The sequence below is a fragment of the Pedobacter sp. GW821-FHT01D05 genome, assembly GCF_059422505.1.
Genome location: NZ_JBWKXA010000001.1, coordinates 1,323,896 through 1,343,849, shown reverse-complemented (window position 1 = coordinate 1,343,849; position 19,954 = coordinate 1,323,896). Strand labels below are relative to the sequence as shown.

The following is a 19,954-nucleotide window of genomic DNA, read 5'->3' as shown; positions in this document are numbered from 1 at the left end:
TTAAAACCAGGAATATTTCCAGGTTAAAACTAAAAAAATAATGAAAAAGCTACCTCATATAACCGAAAATTTTGTCCTGCATACTTTACGACTTCAGGTAATTATTTGCACAGCGCTTTTTCTAACGTTAAGCGCTAAAGCACAGGAAAAAGCTTTGGTTAATACGTTAAATTCGCCTTACGCGAAATTGCACAGCATCAATATGACGGATGTAAGCTGGACAAAAGGATTTTGGGCCGACCGCTTTAAAGTAGCCACCGAAACCATGGTACCTAACATGTGGGCCATTTATAACGATCCCAAAATCAGCCATGCTTTTAAAAATTTCGAAATCGCCGCTGGATTAGACACTGGCTCACACTCAGGGCCATCTTTCCATGATGGCGATTATTATAAAACTTTGGAGGCTGTAGCTGTTTTATATGCCTCAACCAAAAATCCAAAACTGAACGAAATGATGGATAAAGCTATTGTGGTAATCGGTAAATCACAACGCAACGATGGTTACATTTATACCAAAGCCATGATTGAGCAGCGTAAAACAGGCTCGAAAAACCAGTTTCAGGATCGGTTAAGCTTCGAATCGTACAATATAGGCCACTTAATGACGGCTGGTTGTATTCACTACCGTGCTACAGGCAAAACAACTTTACTTAATATTGCTAAAAAAGCGACAGATTACCTGTATAATTTCTATAAATCTGCTTCGCCAACATTAGCACGAAATGCCATTTGCCCATCGCATTACATGGGCGTGGTAGAAATGTACCGCACCACGAAAGATCCCCGGTATTTAGAACTGGCGCAACATTTAATCGCCATCAAAGGTAAAATTGATGATGGAACAGATGATAACCAGGATCGGATCCCTTTTTTGCAACAAACCAAAGCCATGGGCCATGCCGTACGTGCCAATTACCTTTATGCCGGGGTAGCTGATTTATATGCCGAAACGGGTAAAGATTCTCTCTTAAAAACATTGAATTTAATGTGGGATGATGTCAATCAGCACAAAATGTACATTACAGGAGGCTGTGGTTCACTTTACGACGGTACTTCTCCCGATGGCACATCCTATAATCCTGCCGATGTGCAGAAAATCCACCAGGCTTTCGGCCGTGATTTTCAATTGCCCAATTTTACCGCACATAACGAAACCTGTGCCAACATTGGAAATGTACTTTGGAACTGGCGCATGTTGCAGATTACTGGCGATGCAAAATATGCCGATGTAATGGAACTGGCTTTACACAATAGCGTTTTATCTGGAATTAGTTTGGATGGAAAAAACTTTTTATACACCAATCCTTTGTCGCAATCAGACGATTTACCGTTTAAACAACGCTGGTCGAAAGATAGGGTGCCTTATATCGCATTATCCAATTGCTGCCCGCCAAACGTAGTCAGAACCATTGCAGAAGTTAGTGATTATGCCTACAGTACCTCAGATAAAGGCCTATGGTTTAATTTATATGGTGGTAATAACCTAAATACGACATTAACTAGTGGTCAGAAAATTTCTTTGTCCCAGGAAACCAATTATCCCTGGGATGGGAAGATCAAAATCAGCATTAAAGAAATAGGGAATAAAGCTTATTCATTATTTTTGAGAATCCCTTCATGGACACACGATGCACAGATCACAATCAATGGAAAAACTGAAAATGTTAAAGCCGTTTCCGGAACTTATGCAGAAATCAGCCGCGTTTGGAAAAAAGGTGATGTAATAGAATTAAATCTCCCTATGGAGGCCAGTTTAATTGAAGCCAATCCTTTGGTTGAAGAAAACAGGAACCAGGTAGCGGTAAAACGCGGGCCAATTGTTTATTGCCTGGAATCGACAGATTTACCTGGTAAAAGTATTTTTAATGCTTTTATTCCTGCTTCAACGAAATTTGAGGCCAAGCCCATTAATATCGATGGTGCTGCAATGATGAGTTTAGTAGGAAATGCAAAAATGGTAGGGCCAAACAACTGGAAAAATGTGTTGTACAGGCCAATGGAGGATAAAAATACAACAACAGAAATTAAACTGGTGCCCTACTTTGCCTGGGGAAACCGTGGCCATTCAGAAATGTCGGTATGGCTGCCGGTGAGTAGGTAATGTAATAGGAGCGTCATTCCCAACTTGATTGGGAATCCTAATGCCTTGGTTGGGGCTGTAGTTGCATTAAGATTCCCGCCTGCGCGGGAATGACGATCATTTTATAAAGAAATAAAGAAAAAACAATGAAACTAAAACTCTTCATATTCCTAAACCTCACTTGTTGCCTCATTGCGTCGGCCACAGTAAAGCCTGCATCAATTTTTACCGATCATATGGTGTTACAACAACAAAGCAATGTTGCCATATGGGGCTGGGCAAAACCCGCTGCCAAGGTAAAAATCAATACCTCCTGGAACAAACAGCACTATACCGTTATTACTGATCAGGCTGGTAAATGGAAAATAAAAGTTGCGACTCCATCAGCCGGCGGGCCATATAATATTGAATTAAACGATGGCGAAAAACTTGTCCTGACCGATATTTTAATTGGCGAAGTTTGGTTCTGTGGTGGCCAATCGAACATGGAAATGCCCATGAAAGGATTTAAAAGTCAGCCGATAATTGGTTCAAATGAGGCCATTCTAAAATCTGCCAATAAAAACATCAGGCTTTATACTGTTCCGCGTTCTTCTGTAACCGAACGACAAGAAAACAGCAAAGCTTCACAATGGAAATTAGCTGCCCCGGAAACTGTTGCCAATTTTAGCGCAACCGCTTATTACTTCGGTTCCTTATTAAGCGAGATGTTAAATGTTCCTGTCGGGATCATTAATGATAGTTATGGCGGTTCTACAATTGAAGCCTGGATGTCGCCCGAGGATTTAAAAGCATTCCCTGAGGTTAAAATTCCTTCAAAAACCGACAGCATAAAAGAAGTAAGCAGAACGCCCACAACTTTATACAATGGCATGCTTTATCCTGTAATCGGTTATGGCATAAAAGGTGCCATCTGGTATCAGGGCGAATCGAATTATGAACGTCCAGACCGCTACGAAGATTTATTCCCTGCGATGGTTTCTTCCTGGAGAAAAAATTGGGATAATGGTGACTTTCCTTTCTACTATGCTCAAATCGCGCCTTACAACTATGCCCAATTGCCGCCTTATCATGTTGGCGGGAAGTTTAATTCTGCCTTTTTACGGGATGCACAACGTAAATCCCTAACTAAAATCCCAAATTCAGGGATGGCTGTTTTAATGGATATTGGCGAGGAAAAATCAATCCATCCTGCAAACAAAAAACAGGGTGGAACACGTTTGGCTTACCTGGCCTTATCTCAAACTTATGGTATAAAAGGTTTTGGAGCATTAAGTCCGAATTATGAATCTTTGAACATCGATAAAAATAAAGCGATAATCAAGTTCCAAAATGTAACAAATGGCTTAACTTCATTTGGCAAAGATTTGGCCTTATTTGAAGTAGCGGGAGCAGACCATAAATTTTATCCCGCAAAAGCCACTATAACCGGAAGTAGCATCACCGTTTCCGCAGAACAGGTTAAAGCACCGGTGGCTGTTCGTTATGCCTTTAAAGATTTTGTAACCGGCGATTTATTTGGGAACGATGGCTTACCCGTTTCCTCATTCCGCACTGATGATTGGGAGAATTAGCAATTTTAAAATGAATTTAACCACGAAGACACTAAGCGCACGAAGTATTTTATTTAGGAACTTAAATGTCCTGATGTGCCTTATATGGCCAAAAAACCTCAACATTTCCTTGGTGTTCTCCGTGTCTTTGTGCTTCCTCACCTCAAACGCCTTTTCACAGGAAAAAGCCTCAAATAACGTGGTTTGGAATACCCAAAGCCTTAATTCATCAGCCTCCATGCCTGTAGGTGGCGGCGATATCGGCCTTAATCTCTGGGTAGAAAATGGTGATGTATACCTCTATCTGTCCAAAAGCGGCACCTTCGACGAGAATAATAGCTTGCTTAAACTTGGTCGTGTAAAACTCAAATTGTCCCCAAACCCTTTTCAGGGGCAATCATTTAAGCAAGAACTGATCCTGAAAGAAGGTTACGCCCAGATTTCAGGCTCAAATGGTAAATCAAGTACAAAAATTAAGGTTTGGGTAGATGTTTTTAATCCGATTATCCATTTAGACATTAAATCCAGCCAAAATACCACAACCGAAGCCAGTTACGAAAGCTGGCGCTTTGAAGACCGCATCACAAAAGGCAAAGAGAACAACCAAAATTCCTATAAATGGGCGCCTCAGGGCATTGTAAAAACCCTTAAAGATGAAATTGCGTTTAAAAACAATACCGTTCAATTTTACCATCAAAATAAACCCGAAACTGTATTCGATATTACAGTGAAACAGCAAGGTCTCGATGATAGAAAGGCCGAATTGCTCAATCCGCTAAAAAACCTGATTTTTGGCGGCTCAATGCATGGAGATAACCTGCTTCCGGCAGGGACTTATGAAGGTATCTATTTAAGTACACCTTTTAAAGCCTGGACCTTGAAAAGCAAAAAACCTTCGCGTTCAAGCCATATTACTATTGCTTTACATACAGGTAAAACTGAATCAATTTCTGATTGGGAAAAACAGTTAACTTCATTAAAAATCAATAACAATCATAAATCCAGTATAAAATGGTGGAATGATTACTTTGAAAAGAGTTTCATTTATATCAATTCGAAAGATGGATCAGCCAATCAATCGGCTAAAAATTATCAGCTATTCAGGTATATGTTGGGCTGCAATGCCTTTGGCAAATACCCCACGAAATTTAATGGCGGCTTATTTACCTTCGATCCACAACTTACTGATACTGCGCTGAAATATACACCCGATTTCAGGAATTGGGGAGGAGGTACGCACACCGCTCAAAACCAACGTTTAGTCTATTGGCCGATGTTAAAAAGCGGCGATTTTGAACTGATGAAACCTCAGTTCGATTTCTACCTGAATTTGTTAAAAAATGCAGAAATCAGAACGCAGTCTGCCTGGGGGCACAATGGCGCCAGTTTTACAGAACAATTGGAGAATTTTGGATTACCAAACCCTGCAGAATATGGCTGGAAACGTCCTGCCGATTTTAACAAAGGCATGGAATACAATGCCTGGTTAGAATACCAGTGGGATACTGTCTTAGAGTTTTGTATGATGATTCTGGAAACGGAAAGGTATAATGGCAATAACATTGAAAAATATCTCCCATTGATTGAAAGTTCACTTAGCTTTTTCAAAGAACACTACACTTATTTAGCCAAAAAACGGGGTGCGAAAGCTTTAGATGCGGATGGACATTTGGTTTTGTATCCTGGGTCTGGTGCTGAAACCTATAAAATGGCCTATAACGCCACCTCAACCATCGTTGCACTAAAAACCGTTTTAGAACGACTTCTGGAGCATCCCAATTTAGCTGAAAAGCAAAAATCAGAATGGAAAGCCATGCTAAAAACCATTCCACCTATCAGTTTTAGAACGTTTGACGGTCGCACCACAATTGCTCCTGCAAAACTCTGGGAGCGCATTAACAATACCGAAAGCCCACAGTTGTACCCTGTTTACCCCTGGGGAATGTATGGGATTGGCAAACCTGGTTTGGATACCGCTGTCAATACCTTCAAATACGACACTGATGTATTGAAATTCCGCAGTTATATCGGCTGGAAACAGGACAACATTTTTGCAGCAAGATTAGGTTTAACAGAAGATGCTGCAAAATTAACCACAGCCAAGTTAAAAGACTCGGGAAGGAGATTCCCCGCATTCTGGGGACCTGGCTTCGACTGGACACCAGACCATAATTGGGGCGGTTCCGGTATGATCGGTTTACAGGAAATGCTGATGCAGGTAGACGGAAAAAAGATTTATCTTTACCCTGCATGGCCTAAAGAATGGGACGTACATTTCAAACTATATGCACCTTACCAAACCACCGTTGAAGGCACTTTAAAAGATGGGAAATTAATAGATTTAAAAGTATTGCCGGAATCAAGAAAAGCGGATATAATTAATATGATTAAATAAATGGTATCGTCTTCCTGAACCCGATAGCTATCGGGTTGTTTCAGGATCTGAACAACAGGAAAGCACTGAATTCAGGGTGGCGATCAATATAAAATTAGTAAAAAATGGATTTACAATTAAAAGAAAAAGTTATTATCATTACCGGCGCTGCAAAAGGCATTGGTAGAAGCATTGCAGAAGTATTTGCTAAGGAAAATGCAATTGCCGTAATCGTAGGTAGAAAAGCAGCAGATAACCAAAAAGTAGTTGATGAAATTGTTGCACAAGGCAAACAGGCAGAACAATTTGTTGCAGAGCTTTCCAATCCAGATGATTGCGAAAAAGTAGTTAAAGAAATCGTTGCTAAATTTGGAAGGATTGATGGTTTAGTGAATAATGCTGGCGTTAATGACGGGGTAGGCTTAGAAAGTGGAAATTATAAAGACTTTATGGCTTCATTACATAAAAATGTAGTGCATTATTACCTGATGGCACACCATGCCTTGCCCGAGTTAATTAAAAGCAAAGGTGCGATTGTGAACATCACTTCAAAAACGGCTGAAACCGGACAGGGGAATACCTCGGCCTATGCTGCCGCAAATGGTGGTAGAAATGCATTAACGCGCGAGTGGGCTGTTGAATTATTAAAATATGGCATCCGTGTAAATGCAGTTGTGGTTGCCGAATGCTGGACACCTGCGTACGAAACCTGGATAGAGACTTTGGATAATGCGGAAGAAAAACTAAAAGAGATCACTTCAAAAATTCCATTGGAAAATAGAATGACAACTGCAGAAGAAATTGCAAACATGACAGCCTTTTTAATGTCTAACAAATCAAGTCATACCACTGGACAGATTATCCATGTTGATGGCGGTTATGTTCATTTAGACAGAGCTTTGGCAAACGCTTAATCCCCACTGACAACGTCATTTCGAGCGGAGTGCAACGCAGTCGAGAAATCTATTATAGATCTCTCCATTCCACTGCGCTTCAGTCGAGATGACGATTTTTCTTATTTAATCATTAAATTAAAATGAAAACCCTTACCTGTACAACGCCTGGAACTTTCGAATATTCAGAAACAGCAAAACCTGAGCTTAAAAAAGACCATGCCATTATAAAAATTAAAAGAATCGGTATCTGTGGGACCGATTTACATGCCTTTGAGGGTACACAACCTTTCTTTAATTACCCGAGAGTTTTAGGTCACGAGTTATCTGGCGAATTGGTTGAAGCCGATGGAGCCAATAGTTTCAAAATAGGAGAGGCTGTTACTTTTATACCCTATTTTAATTGTGGCGAATGCATTGCCTGCCGAATGAGCAAACCAAACTGCTGTGTTAAAATGCAGGTTTGCGGTGTACATGTTGATGGTGGTATGCGCGAATACTTACAGGTTCCATCAAGAACACTTTTACATGGCGAGGGCTTGAGTTATGATGAACTCGCCTTAGTTGAACCTTTAGCTATCGGTGCGCACGGTGTCCGCAGGGCAGATATTCAACCTGGAGAATTTGTTCTGGTTATTGGTGCCGGGCCGATTGGTTTAGGTACGATGGAATTCGCCAGAATTGCCGGGGCCAACGTAATTGCCTTAGATATTAACGAAGACCGCCTGGCATTCTGTAAAGATAAATTAAAGGTAGCACATGTGGTTAATGCGCTTTCGCCTGATGTAGTGCAACAACTTAACGATATTACCAATGGCGATATGCCAACGGTAGTAATCGATGCTACAGGTAATCAGAAGGCCATTAACAATGCTATAAACTATATGGCACATGGAGCCAGGTTCGTTTTAATCGGCTTGCAAAAAGGAGATTTAATTTTTAACCACCCTGAGTTTCATAAACGTGAATCGACATTAATGAGCAGTAGAAATGCCACTATTGAAGATTTTGAACATGTAATTAAATCGATGAAAGCGGGTTTGGTTAATCCTACCAACTATATTACGCACCAGGTGAAATTCGAGGAAGTGAAAAATGAATTTGAAAGTTGGTTAGATCCCAAGAACGGGGTGATTAAGGCTATGGTTAGTTTTGGGAATTAAACTTAGCCATAATTTAACGCTGATCGTCATGCTGAATTTATTTCAGCATCTATTACACATAATATTCCTGCTAGAAGATCCTGAAACAAGTTCAGGATGACGTTATTAATAAAAAAGAGTTTGTATCGTTAGCATAAGTTTGTTATGAGAATTAAGTAAATAAATTTTCTAGAAATTTCGTCATTTCGAGCGAAGTGGAGAAATCTATTATAGATCTCTCCACTTCGCGTTGCTTCGGTCGAGATGACGATTTTTTGGTGGGATCTTTCAATGGTACTTATTTCAGGACCTATCCTGCTTAGTGTTGCTAAAAAGATCCTGAAACAAGTTCAGGAGGACGATCAAAGAGGATGACGATCAAAGGGGGGACGATCATAGAATGATGATTACAGAATGACGATCACATAAAAAAGCCGATAACCCTAAGATTATCGGCTTTTTATTGAGCATTACTTTATTAAAAATTATTTATAAAAAACCTCATTCCAATGCAATTCATTCCTGAATTGATTGATTTTGGTATCGGCACCTATATTTACATATTCTAAGCCGGCAATATTCGCAAAATCCAATAAATGCTCGGTAGTTAAATTCTGGCTATAAGCGGTATGGTGGGCGCCACCAGCATAAATCCATGCTGCACAACCCGTTTTCATATCAGGTAGTGGTTTCCACAATACTCGGGCTACTGGTAAGTTTGGTAAATCATGTTCAGCTTCAACAGCTTTTACTTCGTTCACCAATAAACGGAAACGGTTGCCCATATCTATTAAAGATGCATTTAAAGCATCGCCACCAGCAACGTTAAAAACCAAACGTGCAGGATCTGCTTTGCCGCCAATACCTAATGGGTGAACCTCTAAATTCGCTTTACCACTTGCCAATGAAGCATCAACCTCGAGCATGTGTGAGCCTAAAACCATTGAGTTTGCCGGATCGAAATGATAGGTATAATCTTCCATAAATGCATTTCCACCAGCTAAACCAGCACCCATTACTTTACAGGCACGTACCAAAGCTGCCGTTTTCCAGTCGCCTTCACCCGCAAAGCCATAACCATCGGCCATTAAACGTTGTGCTGCAATTCCAGGTAACTGGATCATACCATGTAAATCTTCAAAAGTATCAGAGAAACCTTTAAAACCTCCGTCTTCCAGGAACTTCCTTAAACCCAGTTCGATTTTAGCCGCTTCGTAAACCGATGAATGTCTGGCACCGCCAACTTTTAAATCGGCAGTCATCTCGTAAGTCTCTTCATACTCTTTTAATAACGCTTGAATAGACTCCTCACTTATTCCATTAATTACCGCTACTAAATCACCTATACCATAGGTGTTTACCGCGAAACCAAATTTCATTTCAGCTTCTACCTTATCGCCATCGGTAACGGCAACATAACGCATATTATCGCCAAAGCGGGCAAATTTAGCACCTTGCCAATCGTGCCATCCTGCAGCAGCCCTGCACCAGGTATCGATCTGTTTAGCTACTTCTTCATCCTGCCAATGCCCAACAACTACCTTACGGTCTTTACGCATGCGCGAAACCATAAAACCAAATTCACGGTCGCCGTGTGCACTTTGGTTCAGGTTCATGAAATCCATATCAATGGTATTCCAAGGAATATCGCGGTTAAACTGCGTATGTAAGTGCAATAATGGTTTCTGCAAAACATTTAAGCCCCTGATCCACATTTTAGCAGGAGAGAAGGTATGCATCCAGGTAATTACGCCGATACAGTTTTCATCAATATTGGCTTGTTGCAGGGTTTCAAAAATCTCTTCGGTTGTTTTTACAATCGGCTTGTACACTACCGAAACAGAAATACTTCCGTTCTGGTTTAACGAATCGGCCACTTGTTGGGCGTGCTCCGCTACTTGTTTTAAGGTTTCTTCACCGTACAAATGTTGCGTACCTGTGATGAACCAAACTTGTAACTTTTTTAAATCAATCATTACTATTTATGTTATTTTTAATTTATTTAATGCCATGGTCTGTGTCCTCACAGACCATTATGTATATCTTTTTAAAGCGTACCACTCTTCTTCCTCGGTCTGTATCCTCACAGACCGAAATATTTTTTTGAAAAGCAAGGTTCCGTATGCCATCGGTTAGGGCAGTCCTGCTTTCCGTTTTATCCCGATTTTACATCGGGACTATAGCGAATGGCGGGACTTTCGTTCCCCAAGCACCACTGTACCTGCTTTCCAAACTTATTATGCAACGCTATCTCTGCACCCAAGACTAAAGACTTTAGACTCGTGACTAAAGACTACCTTAAAGCTGTCCATAATAAGCACCATCACCATGCTTACGCTCGTAATGTTTTTCTATTAACGAATCTTTCAACTTTGGGGCTTTAGCATTAATTTGTTCCGTTAGCAAAGCCATCTGCGCCACAGTTTCTAAAACCGCACTGTTATAAACGGCTTTCTCGGCTGTTTTTCCCCAGGTAAAAGGCGCGTGGTTACCCACCAAAATCATCTCAACTTCTTTATAGCTTAAACCCAAACTTTCAAAATGGTTCATGATCTGAAAACCCGTTTCGTACTCATAATTCCCTTTAATCATTTCATCAGCCATTGGTGGTGCACACGGAATATCTACTGTTAAATGGTCGGCATGGGTAGTTCCGAAAATTGGAATTGCCCTTTGTGCCTGTGCCCAAGCTGTGCCATAGGTAGAATGTGTATGTACAATCCCGCCAATTTCTGCCCAGTGTTTATATAAAACCGCATGGGTTTTAGTATCCGACGAGGGACGTAAACTTCCTTCAACAGTATTTCCTTCAAAATCTACAATCACCATTTTCTCCGGCGACAAATCTTCGTAAGGTACACCGCTTGGTTTAATGGCAAAAACACCTTTCGACCGATCTGCAGCACTCACATTGCCGAAGGTAAAAAGTACCAGCCCCAATTTGGGCAACTGCATGTTGGCCTGGTAAGCCTGCTCTTTTATATCCTGATAGTTGCTCATGATAAATAAGGTTTTACATCTTTTTTATTGTATTTTTCCAGGTACCTGCCTAGCCCCAAATATTGTTGGTAATGCTGGCGGTAAAGTTTTTGTTTTTTAATATTTGGCTTGTATTCTTTCTCAAAACCTGTTCCCATGGCCGCCATGGCTGCTTCGATATTTGGATAAACACCAGCTGCTACAGCAGCGAACATTGCCGCACCTAATGCACAGGTATGCTCAAAACGATGGATTCTAATGGGCATTTCCAATACATCAGCCATCATCTGCATAATATAAGCCGATTTTTTTGCTACACCGCCAATACCGATAATTCCTTTTACCGGAACGCCCTGTTCTTTAAAACGATCTACAATGGCTTTTGCACCAAAACAGGTGGCAGCAGCTAAGGCACGGAAAAACCGTGGCGCATCTGTTCCTAAACCTAAACCCGTTATGGCACCTTTAAGTTCCTGATTGGCATCTGGTGTTCTACGGCCGTTCAACCAATCAATAGCCAGTTCGGCGTAGTCGCCCTCTGGTAAAGCATCAGCCTGCTTGCTTAAATTGGCGATTATTTTTCCTTCGAGCTCTGCTTTTAATGCAGTAGCTGTAGCTTCATCAATTACATCAGATTCAGTAAGCAAATGGTTTAATGGCCAGCTGATTAAATTCTTGAACCAGGCATAAACATCACCAAAAGCAGATTGACCGGCTTCTAAACCTGCCATACCCGGAATTACCGAGCCATTAACCTGTCCACAGATCCCATTAATCAATTTTCCATGTAAATCCTGGTTTGGTGCAACCAAGATATCACAGGTACTTGTACCCATTACTTTACTCAGGTAGTAAGGTTCAATCTGTCCGCCAACTGCACCCATGTGTGCATCAAATGCACCAACACCAACAACTACATCTGTACTTAAGCCCAGTTTAGTTGCCCATTCTTCGCTCAGTGTTCCCGCAGCAACATCAGAAGTATAGGTATCGGAGAATAATTTATCTCTGAAGCCTGCTAAAAGCGGATCAAGACTACTAAAGAAATCTTCAGGAGGTAGGCCGTTAAACTCTTCTGCCCAAAGTGCTTTATGCCCGGCGGCACAACGGCTACGTTTCATTGCTGTAATGTCGTTTCCACCACAAAGCAAAAACGGAACCCAGTCGCAATGTTCTACCCACGATGCCGCACCTTTTTTAATAGTCGGATCGACCCTTAATATGTGTAATAATTTAGACCAGAACCATTCTGATGAATAAATGCCACCTACATATTTAAGGTAATTGGTACTGAATTTAGTAGCGTGTTCATTAATTTCTGCGGCTTCTTTAACTGATGTATGGTCTTTCCAAAGCACAAACATGGCATTTGGATTTTCTTCAAAATCTTTGGTCAGGGCAAGGGGAGTACCCGTTGCATCAACAGCCACCGGACTTGACCCAGTTGTATCAACCGAAATTCCCTTTACCAGATGTGCAATATCGGCACCACCTGCTTTTGTTAAACAATCTTTTATAGTGTGTGTTAAACCTTCAATATAATCTAACGGATGCTGGCGGAACTGATTAACAGCTGGTTTACAATATAAACCTTTCTGCCATCTTGGATAAAGAAAAACAGACGATGCTATTTCTTTTCCGTTTGCGGTATCGACTAGAACTGACCGGACAGAATCTGTCCCGTAATCCACTCCAATTACATAGTTTGCTGTGCTCATAACAATAAATAAATGTCTAATTAACGTTTATTTTTTTGAATTAAAAAATTTTATTACTTTTTTAATCAAAAACCTTCATTTTAACGTTTTAGTAGCCTGATTTTGTATATAGGTGTTGCATGCCACTCTTGTCGGATATTTTTTCTAAACCCTATTCTTTTTTCACTACCGGATATAAAAATTTAAAAGAATTGGACACCGCCTGGTGCATAATCGTTGCATGGTTCTCCTGTGGCAAAAAATCAAAATATACCCGCACATTTTTGTTTTTGAAACCTTTAATTTTTTCAGTTAGTAAATTTGCATCTACTTCCATCACCCTGGGTATTTCAGTTGGTGTAAGGCCTTCTTTACCTACACCAATGTAAACATCGGTTTGTTGCTTAAACGTATTTTCCTTTATTTCGGAATCCTGATTTAGCAACGAAGCGTTATCCCACCATAAACTAGGACTAATAATAATGTATTTATTAAAAAGCGCAGGTCTTTTAATCAGGATTTCAGTAGCCAGCAAACCGCCTAAAGATTGCCCAATAAGTGTTTTGTTCGCATTCGTTTTATATTTTGATTGAATGTACGGCTCAAGCTCTTTTTCAATGAACGAAATAAATTTATCCGAATGGCCTGTTGTAGGATATCTTTTCTTGTCGCCCTCAATTGAGGTAGGGAAAGTAAAATCCCGTTTCCGGTCTACAGTGGCAATGCCCACCACAATTGATTTAGGTACCTGATTTACCCATTCGAAACTATTAAACTGCACCAACCCTACAATATGGATAAAATCTTCGTCTGCAGAACCATCAAGCAAATAAATTACCGGATATTTAGTGGTATCGTTTTGTTGATAGCCTTCGGGAAGGTAAATGTTCAGGATTCTTTTCTCAGCCAGTTCTTTTGATTGGATTTCTTCTATTCGCCCCAAGACAAAGGGTTTACTTTTATCGCTTTCATTTGTCCTGTTTTTTTGTCCAAAAACTACTGCCGTAAAAAAAGTTAAAAGAAAAGTTAAAAATGCTTTATTCATATGTTTTTTATAGGGTGTTTGGCGCATTAAGCTGTGCTTAATTTATCTGCCGTTTTTTTTTGAAAAATACAATTTTCATTCGGCCCGATAAAATTGATCTCAATAAGATAATGCGCTCTTAGTCAATTTGGCTACCACAAAGATAGATTTGCTTAGTCTCGTTCTTTTAAGATCATGGAACTTTGTATCGATAAAAATTGTTAGCCATTGACCTAATCAGCAGTTCCCTTCAAGCGTTGCCTGTGGCTTTTGCCCCACCTGATCATTTCCAGGATGATACCGCCAAAAGACTGGCAGTATTCAGTGGAAGTATATTCAATACTTACAGGAGTATCGTCTATCACTGTTCTTTTGATCAGCTGGTTTGCCGTCATTTCCTTTAATTCCTTACTCAACATCCGCGTGGTAATTCCCGGAATGCTTCTTTCAATATCCCGGAATCTTTTATTTCCATTACAGATGGAATTGATGATCGGTAGTTTCCATTTGCCCCCGAGCACATAAAGCGTATCCTGTAAAGCTTGTACCTCTTCTTTTTGGTTTCGTGGATTAGACAGCACCTCTGTTGCAATCTGGATTGTTTTTTCTGTTTCCATAACTGGTATACTCTGTTATACTGACTACAAAAGTATACCAATACAACCATATTTTTGCAGGTATAAAATTTATTTTTTTATCATGAACAATTTAACAGGAAAAAAAGCGCTGATAACCGGCGGAAATAGCGGCATCGGTTATGCCACCGCCAAAGAATTAAAAGCACAGGGTGCAGAGGTGATTATTACCGGAAGGAGGAAAGATGCCGTTGAAAAGGCTGCTTCAGACCTTGGTGTAATAGGATTGGTGGCAGATCAGAGCCAGATTACCGCAATTGAAGGATTAGCGAGTGAGGTAGGAACAATCTTTGGTAAAATTGACATCCTGTTTATTAATGCGGGTGTAGTGGAGCAGAGCAGCATTGCAGATGCCACTGAAAAAAGTTTTGATAACATTTTTGGTGTTAATTTTAAAGGTGCATATTTTACTTTGAGCAAATTTATCCCATTGCTGAATGATGGTGGTTCTGTGGTATTCCTTTCTTCTAATACCGCACACATGGACGGGGCAAACAGTTCAATTTACTCTTCAAGCAAAGCAGCACTGAACTCGGTGATGCGTATTGCAGCGGTAGAGCTTGCACCACGCCAGATCCGGGTGAACAGTGTGAGTCCAGGCCCTATCGCTACAGAAATCATGAACAAAATAGGACTGAGCGAAGAACAGTTAGCAGGCATTAACCAGTGGCTGATCGGCCGTATTCCGCTCGGCAAAATCGGAAAATCTGAGGATGTGGCCAAAATGGTTACCTTCTTTTGTGGTGATGCTGCCACTTATGTTACAGGAGCAGAAATCGTAATGGACGGGGGCATGAGCCTGAAAGCCTAAGACGAGATGGTTAAAGGTACAGGCGAAGGCTGTCTGTACCAGTAACCAGGAAAGCATCTTGAAACCAAAACAATATTTTTTTGGGAGGCAAGCCCATTTATAGGTATTTTTGCTGATCAAGCAAACCTATTTATGAGCAAAACGCCGCAGAAGTTAAAGCACCAGCAGGTGCAGTACCTTGAATTTCTTTCCCGCGACCTTGAAAAGGTCAAAGCATTTTATACATCGGCTTTTGGATGGGTTTTTACCGATTACGGACCTGAATATACCGCTTTTGAAGGGGATTTTGTGGATGGAGGTTTTACCATTGGAGCGCCGTCGAAAGGAAGCATCCTGGTTGTACTTTACTCACAGGATTTAGAAGGGACAAGAACAAATGTGATTCAAGCAGGCGGCGTAATTTCAAAAGAAATCTTTGCTTTCCCTGGCGGGCGCCGGTTTCAGTTCCTTGATCCGGATGGTTATGAGCTTGCCGTGTGGTCTTTATAAGGATGGGACCGATGCCCTATCCTTTAAAAGAAGCCACGGGTTATCAGTTTCATCATTTTTTGTGAAGTTCCTGCGCAAGCCCGATCAGAAGACCTTCTGATCCCCTGATGTAGCAAAGTTTATAGGTGTCTTCATATTGAACAACTTCACCAACCAATGTGGCGCCGTGTTTTTGCAGTCTAGGCAACAACTCGTCGATATCTGAAACCGTAAACATTACACGCAGGTAGCCAAGGGAATTAACCGGTGCTTCGCGGTGGTCTGAAATGGTAAGCGGAGCAAGAAACTGTGAAATTTCAAGGCGGCTATGGCCATCGGGGGTAACCATCATGGCGACTTCCACGTGCTGGTTGCCCAACCCGGTAACCTTACCTGCCCATTCTCCTTCGATTGTTGCCCGTCCTTCAAGTTTCAGTCCGATTTCGGTGAAAAAAGAGATTGCATTGTCGAGCGATGCCACAACAATGCCCATATTATCCATTCTGATCAATTGGTTCTGTTCCATAACGTATTTGGTTATCATTTAAAATTAAGGAATTTCACAAAACTAACCGATGTTTTATAGAGTAAATTGTATAAATCGGAACAGCAGGTATATTAATTGATCTTGAGGACCACACAGTTGAGCTGAAACCGGGACAGCTATTCACCATTTCTGCAATGGTTAAGCACTGTACCAGACCGCTTGATGGATGTTCGGTGAACCTTACCTTAGAACTTGCTGAGATGGAAACGGTGAGCTGCGAGGCAAGCTGATCATTGTATGTTGGTTGATGCCATTCTGATAAACAAACTGGTAAATAAAAAGACTTTGACTCATGGCTTAAGCTGAACTGGCTGCCAAAGCCATAAATGCCATTTGAAAATAGGTCATCTAAAAAACATGGCTAAACATTCCAATGCTGCGCTCAGAAGATGCCCTCCAGGCCTTGGTTTATAAAACCTTAATTCCGTATTGTAAAAGACAGATCGTCCGTTTGCCCGTTAATTTTGATCATTCCATTCCAGATAATCATAATTTTAGTATATTAGGTTAATCAAAAAGGGATGATCACCCAAATCAATCCATCTGATTAAAAATCCTCAAAAAAAAATTAAAAAGTCCACCTTCATGCCACCTTTAGCCCACGTTTAGGCCACCTTCCGGCCAGGCTTGCGTGGTACTTACTTACACACTGCTTTGTACTTACTTCGGTTGAGTTGTAGTCTTGTTCTAGATCAGGTTGGTCAAAGATTTGCGTCGCTTTAGGTTGGCAGGCTAACAATAGCTAAATAAGAGGTAAAGAGAAAGTTATTTTAAGGTATGGTTGGTGTATGGCTGTGTCGGAGCAGCCAGGATCATTCACTAAGAAATAACTGTAGAATATACCGTTTAGATAGGATGTAAGCAGCTAATGCGGCCGATTTCATGTTTGCTCCGCATCAATATAGCCTTTAGGAATATTTACGGGAAAAAGAAAAAAAAAACATCAGCGCTGACAAACGGTTGTCATAAGCCCCCGATAACTTCGCTGCATCATTAAAACAATTGACAATGAATTTAATATCAACACGCATTATCACCGATCAGGTAGCGGCACTTATCCATTTTTACGAACAGGTAACAGGCTTAACCGCCACCAGGTACACGCCCGATTTCGCCGAACTGAAAACCAAAACCGCAACTTTGGCCATTGGCAGCACCCGTACTTTACAGTTTTTTGGTGGTAACCATGTGGCACAGCCCGCACAGAACCGCAGTGTGATTATCGAATTCAGGGTGGATGATGTACAGCAACTTTTCGATCAGCTGGCTGCTTCTTTAAAAGGTAACATCGTACAAGAACCTACTATCATGCCCTGGGGCAATCAATCTTTATTATTAAGAGATCCCGATGGCAACCTGGTGAACCTTTTTACACCAGTTACACCCGAAGCTATAGAGAAGTTTGACAGTAATTAACCGGTAGAGAATAATCGTTATCAGATAGCTATCGGATGAGAAAAGGCTTTCAGCCGACAGCCTGTCCCTAACGAGGGAAGCAATCTTTCGTCATCTCGACCGCAGTGGAGAGATCTTTTAACACAGTTCAAAGATTTCTCCATTCCACTGCGTTCCAGTCGAAATGACGCCCAATTTTAGAAATCTTTTATTGATCGCTTCTCAAAGGATCTGAAGAGTTAGTACGATGGGGCTGTTTGTACCGGAATTTTAAATCTGTTGATTTGGAAGAATAACCAATAAGCATTCATTTTTCATCACCAGTATAAACCTCCAGACTAACCTACTTAAAAGCTAAAAATATTTAAAGTATTTTTGATGTTGATCCGTCTTCACTACCACAATCCTGTTTGGTGTCACAACAGGCATTAAAAAAGGAATATATCCCAACGATCAACATCAAAATAATGGCAAGAAAACAGTTAAACAGCGGAAATGCACCGGGCGTTGAATTAGCAAAAGCAAAAATAACCAGAGAAAGTTTGGGCAACGTTGCCCGTTTACTTACTTATTTAAAACCTTATCGTGGTAAATTTATTGCTGCGCTGTTTTTTCTATTTTTGTCCAGTTTGGTCGGGCTGGCCTTTCCATCTTTTATCGGTGCCTTAATTGATACGGCACAGGGCAAACACACCAACAGTTACCTGCCAGGCACCATACAGGGCATTTTAATGTTAGCTTTTGCAGTATTGGCCTTGCAGGCGGTAGTGTCTTATTTCAGGATCTTATGGTTTGTTACGGTAGCAGAACGCTCCCTGGCCGACATCAGGCGCGACACTTACTTCAAATTGATCACCCTGCCCATGAATTTCTTCTCGAACCGCAGGGTAGGTGAACTGAACAGCCGGATCTCTGCCGACCTTTCACAGGTTCAAGACACGTTAACCACCACCATTGCAGAGCTGTTGCGGCAGCTGGTGCTGTTTGTTGGCGGTGTCGTTTTTATGGCCATCATATCGAAAAAGCTGGTTTTTGCCCTGCTTCTCGTCTTACCCGTGATGATTGTATTTGCGGTGCTGTTTGGCCGTTTTATCAAAAAGATTTCGCGCCAGGCGCAGGATAAAATGGCCGAATCAAACAGTATAGTGGAAGAAACTTTATCGGGTATTGCCAATGTAAAAGCATTCGTAAACGAGGCATTCGAGGCCACGCGTTACCGGAACACCATCCGCGAGGTAGCCGATATTGCCATTAAGGGCGCAAAATTCAGGGGCATGTTTGTTTCCTTTATCGTGCTGTGCGTTTTTGGTGGGGTACTGGCAGTAATCGGCTATGGCTGCGTGCTGGTTAGTCAGCATGAAATAACCTTTGGCGAACTTTTAAAATTTTCATTATATGCGATGTTCCTCGGTAGTTCGCTGGGCAGTTTTCCCGAACTTTTTGCCAACCTGCAAAAGGCTGTAGGAGCCAGCGAAAGGGTACTGGAAATATTGGGAGAGCAGGGCGAAGCCGTTTCCATCAATGAAAAGGACCAGGTAACGAGCCAAAAAATAACGGGGAATCTCGCTTTTAATCATGTCAATTTTGCCTATCCTTCACGGCCGGAAGCAGCCGTATTAAGCCAGGTATCTTTCGAGGCCAAAGCCGGACAAAAAATAGCCATAGTAGGTCCGAGTGGATCGGGCAAATCGACTACAGCAGGATTGATACTGCAGTTTTACCATCCGCAAAGCGGCGAAATCCTGTTCGATGGCAAACCAGCCGCTGCCTATTCGCTTACGGATATCCGGAACCAGATCGCTATTGTTCCGCAGGATGTAATGTTATTTGGCGGAACGATATTGGAAAACATTGCATACGGCAAGTTAACGGCTACCAAAGCAGAAATTATACAGGCCGCTAAACGGGCAAATGCACATGATTTTATCAGCGCATTTCCGGAAAGTTACGGCACCATAGTAGGAGAGCGGGGGGTAAAACTCTCAGGCGGACAACGTCAGCGCATTGCCATTGCCCGGGCGCTGTTAAAAAATCCGTCTATATTAATTTTAGATGAAGCCACTTCTTCGCTCGACTCTGAATCGGAACGCCTGGTACAAGAAGCCCTGGAAGAATTAATGAGCGGCCGAACCTCTATCATTATCGCACACCGTTTATCCACCATTCGTGAAGCAGACCGGATCCTGGTGATGGAAAAGGGGCAGATTATTGAATCGGGTACCCATCAGGAACTCATTAACAGTGAACAAGGTTTGTACAGGTATTTGAGCGGCTTGCAGTTCGAGGTGCAAGCGTAAAGGTTAGATACAGAAATGGGAGAGAACTTGATTTATTTAGTCTTTCGCATTTGGTG

15 protein-coding genes are annotated in these 19,954 nt (G+C 41.4%); 9 read left to right on the top strand and 6 right to left on the bottom strand.

Going from position 1 to position 19,954, the window contains the following annotated elements; genetic code table 11:
• Positions 1–40 precede the first annotated feature (40 nt).
• From AC07VK_RS05505 to AC07VK_RS05485, 5 genes are all read left to right on the top strand, one after another.
• Complete coding sequence (locus AC07VK_RS05505; RefSeq protein ID WP_492958889.1) at positions 41–2,104, top strand: aceric acid hydrolase; 2,064 nt, start codon at positions 41–43, stop codon at positions 2,102–2,104.
• A gap of 125 nt (positions 2,105–2,229) precedes the next feature.
• Positions 2,230–3,657: a sialate O-acetylesterase gene (locus tag AC07VK_RS05500; RefSeq protein ID WP_492958887.1), complete on the top strand. Its 1,428-nt coding sequence runs from the start codon at positions 2,230–2,232 to the stop codon at positions 3,655–3,657.
• A gap of 10 nt (positions 3,658–3,667) precedes the next feature.
• Complete coding sequence (locus AC07VK_RS05495; RefSeq protein WP_494939783.1) at positions 3,668–6,031, top strand: DUF5703 domain-containing protein; 2,364 nt, start codon at positions 3,668–3,670, stop codon at positions 6,029–6,031.
• A gap of 104 nt (positions 6,032–6,135) precedes the next feature.
• A complete protein-coding gene (locus AC07VK_RS05490) occupies positions 6,136–6,924 on the top strand; it encodes an SDR family oxidoreductase (RefSeq protein WP_057934435.1) in 789 nt (262 codons plus the stop codon).
• Positions 6,925–7,046: 122 nt separating this feature from the next.
• Positions 7,047–8,066 carry a zinc-binding alcohol dehydrogenase family protein gene (locus tag AC07VK_RS05485; RefSeq protein ID WP_492958883.1) on the top strand — a complete coding sequence of 340 codons (1,020 nt, stop codon included), beginning with the start codon at positions 7,047–7,049 and terminating at the stop codon, positions 8,064–8,066.
• A 464-nt stretch (positions 8,067–8,530) separates the two neighbouring features.
• Here AC07VK_RS05485 and araA read toward each other — a convergent pair whose 3' ends face one another.
• From araA to AC07VK_RS05460, 5 genes are all read right to left on the bottom strand, one after another.
• On the bottom strand, positions 8,531–10,021 hold the full coding sequence (gene araA, locus AC07VK_RS05480; protein ID WP_492958881.1) for an L-arabinose isomerase: 1,491 nt from the start codon (positions 10,019–10,021) through the stop codon (positions 8,531–8,533).
• A gap of 322 nt (positions 10,022–10,343) precedes the next feature.
• Positions 10,344–11,045 (bottom strand): L-ribulose-5-phosphate 4-epimerase, encoded by a 702-nt coding sequence (locus AC07VK_RS05475; protein WP_492958879.1) that lies wholly within the window; start codon positions 11,043–11,045, stop codon positions 10,344–10,346.
• Positions 11,042–12,742: a ribulokinase gene (locus tag AC07VK_RS05470; protein ID WP_492953633.1), complete on the bottom strand. Its 1,701-nt coding sequence runs from the start codon at positions 12,740–12,742 to the stop codon at positions 11,042–11,044. Before AC07VK_RS05470 ends, AC07VK_RS05475 begins: the two co-directional genes overlap by 4 nt.
• Positions 12,743–12,893: 151 nt before the next feature.
• Positions 12,894–13,766 (bottom strand): alpha/beta hydrolase, encoded by an 873-nt coding sequence (locus AC07VK_RS05465; protein WP_492958877.1) that lies wholly within the window; start codon positions 13,764–13,766, stop codon positions 12,894–12,896.
• Positions 13,767–13,978: 212 nt separating this feature from the next.
• Positions 13,979–14,362 carry a winged helix-turn-helix transcriptional regulator gene (locus tag AC07VK_RS05460; protein WP_426329523.1) on the bottom strand — a complete coding sequence of 128 codons (384 nt, stop codon included), beginning with the start codon at positions 14,360–14,362 and terminating at the stop codon, positions 13,979–13,981.
• A gap of 82 nt (positions 14,363–14,444) precedes the next feature.
• Here AC07VK_RS05460 and AC07VK_RS05455 point away from each other — a divergent pair, with 82 nt between their 5' ends.
• Both AC07VK_RS05455 and AC07VK_RS05450 read left to right on the top strand, forming a co-directional pair.
• Positions 14,445–15,191, top strand: coding sequence for an SDR family oxidoreductase (locus AC07VK_RS05455; RefSeq protein WP_492958875.1), 747 nt, complete (start codon positions 14,445–14,447; stop codon positions 15,189–15,191).
• 132 nt (positions 15,192–15,323) lie between these two features.
• Positions 15,324–15,680 carry a VOC family protein gene (locus AC07VK_RS05450; protein WP_492958874.1) on the top strand — a complete coding sequence of 119 codons (357 nt, stop codon included), beginning with the start codon at positions 15,324–15,326 and terminating at the stop codon, positions 15,678–15,680.
• A gap of 52 nt (positions 15,681–15,732) precedes the next feature.
• Here AC07VK_RS05450 and AC07VK_RS05445 read toward each other — a convergent pair whose 3' ends face one another.
• A complete protein-coding gene (locus AC07VK_RS05445; protein WP_492958872.1) occupies positions 15,733–16,185 on the bottom strand; it encodes a VOC family protein in 453 nt (150 codons plus the stop codon).
• 1,029 nt (positions 16,186–17,214) lie between these two features.
• Between AC07VK_RS05445 and AC07VK_RS05440 the strand changes: the two genes are divergently transcribed.
• On the top strand, positions 17,215–17,622 hold the full coding sequence (locus tag AC07VK_RS05440) for a VOC family protein (protein WP_492958870.1): 408 nt from the start codon (positions 17,215–17,217) through the stop codon (positions 17,620–17,622).
• Positions 17,623–18,068: 446 nt separating this feature from the next.
• Positions 18,069–19,898 carry an ABC transporter ATP-binding protein gene (locus AC07VK_RS05435; RefSeq protein ID WP_492958868.1) on the top strand — a complete coding sequence of 610 codons (1,830 nt, stop codon included), beginning with the start codon at positions 18,069–18,071 and terminating at the stop codon, positions 19,896–19,898.
• Positions 19,899–19,954 lie beyond the last annotated feature (56 nt).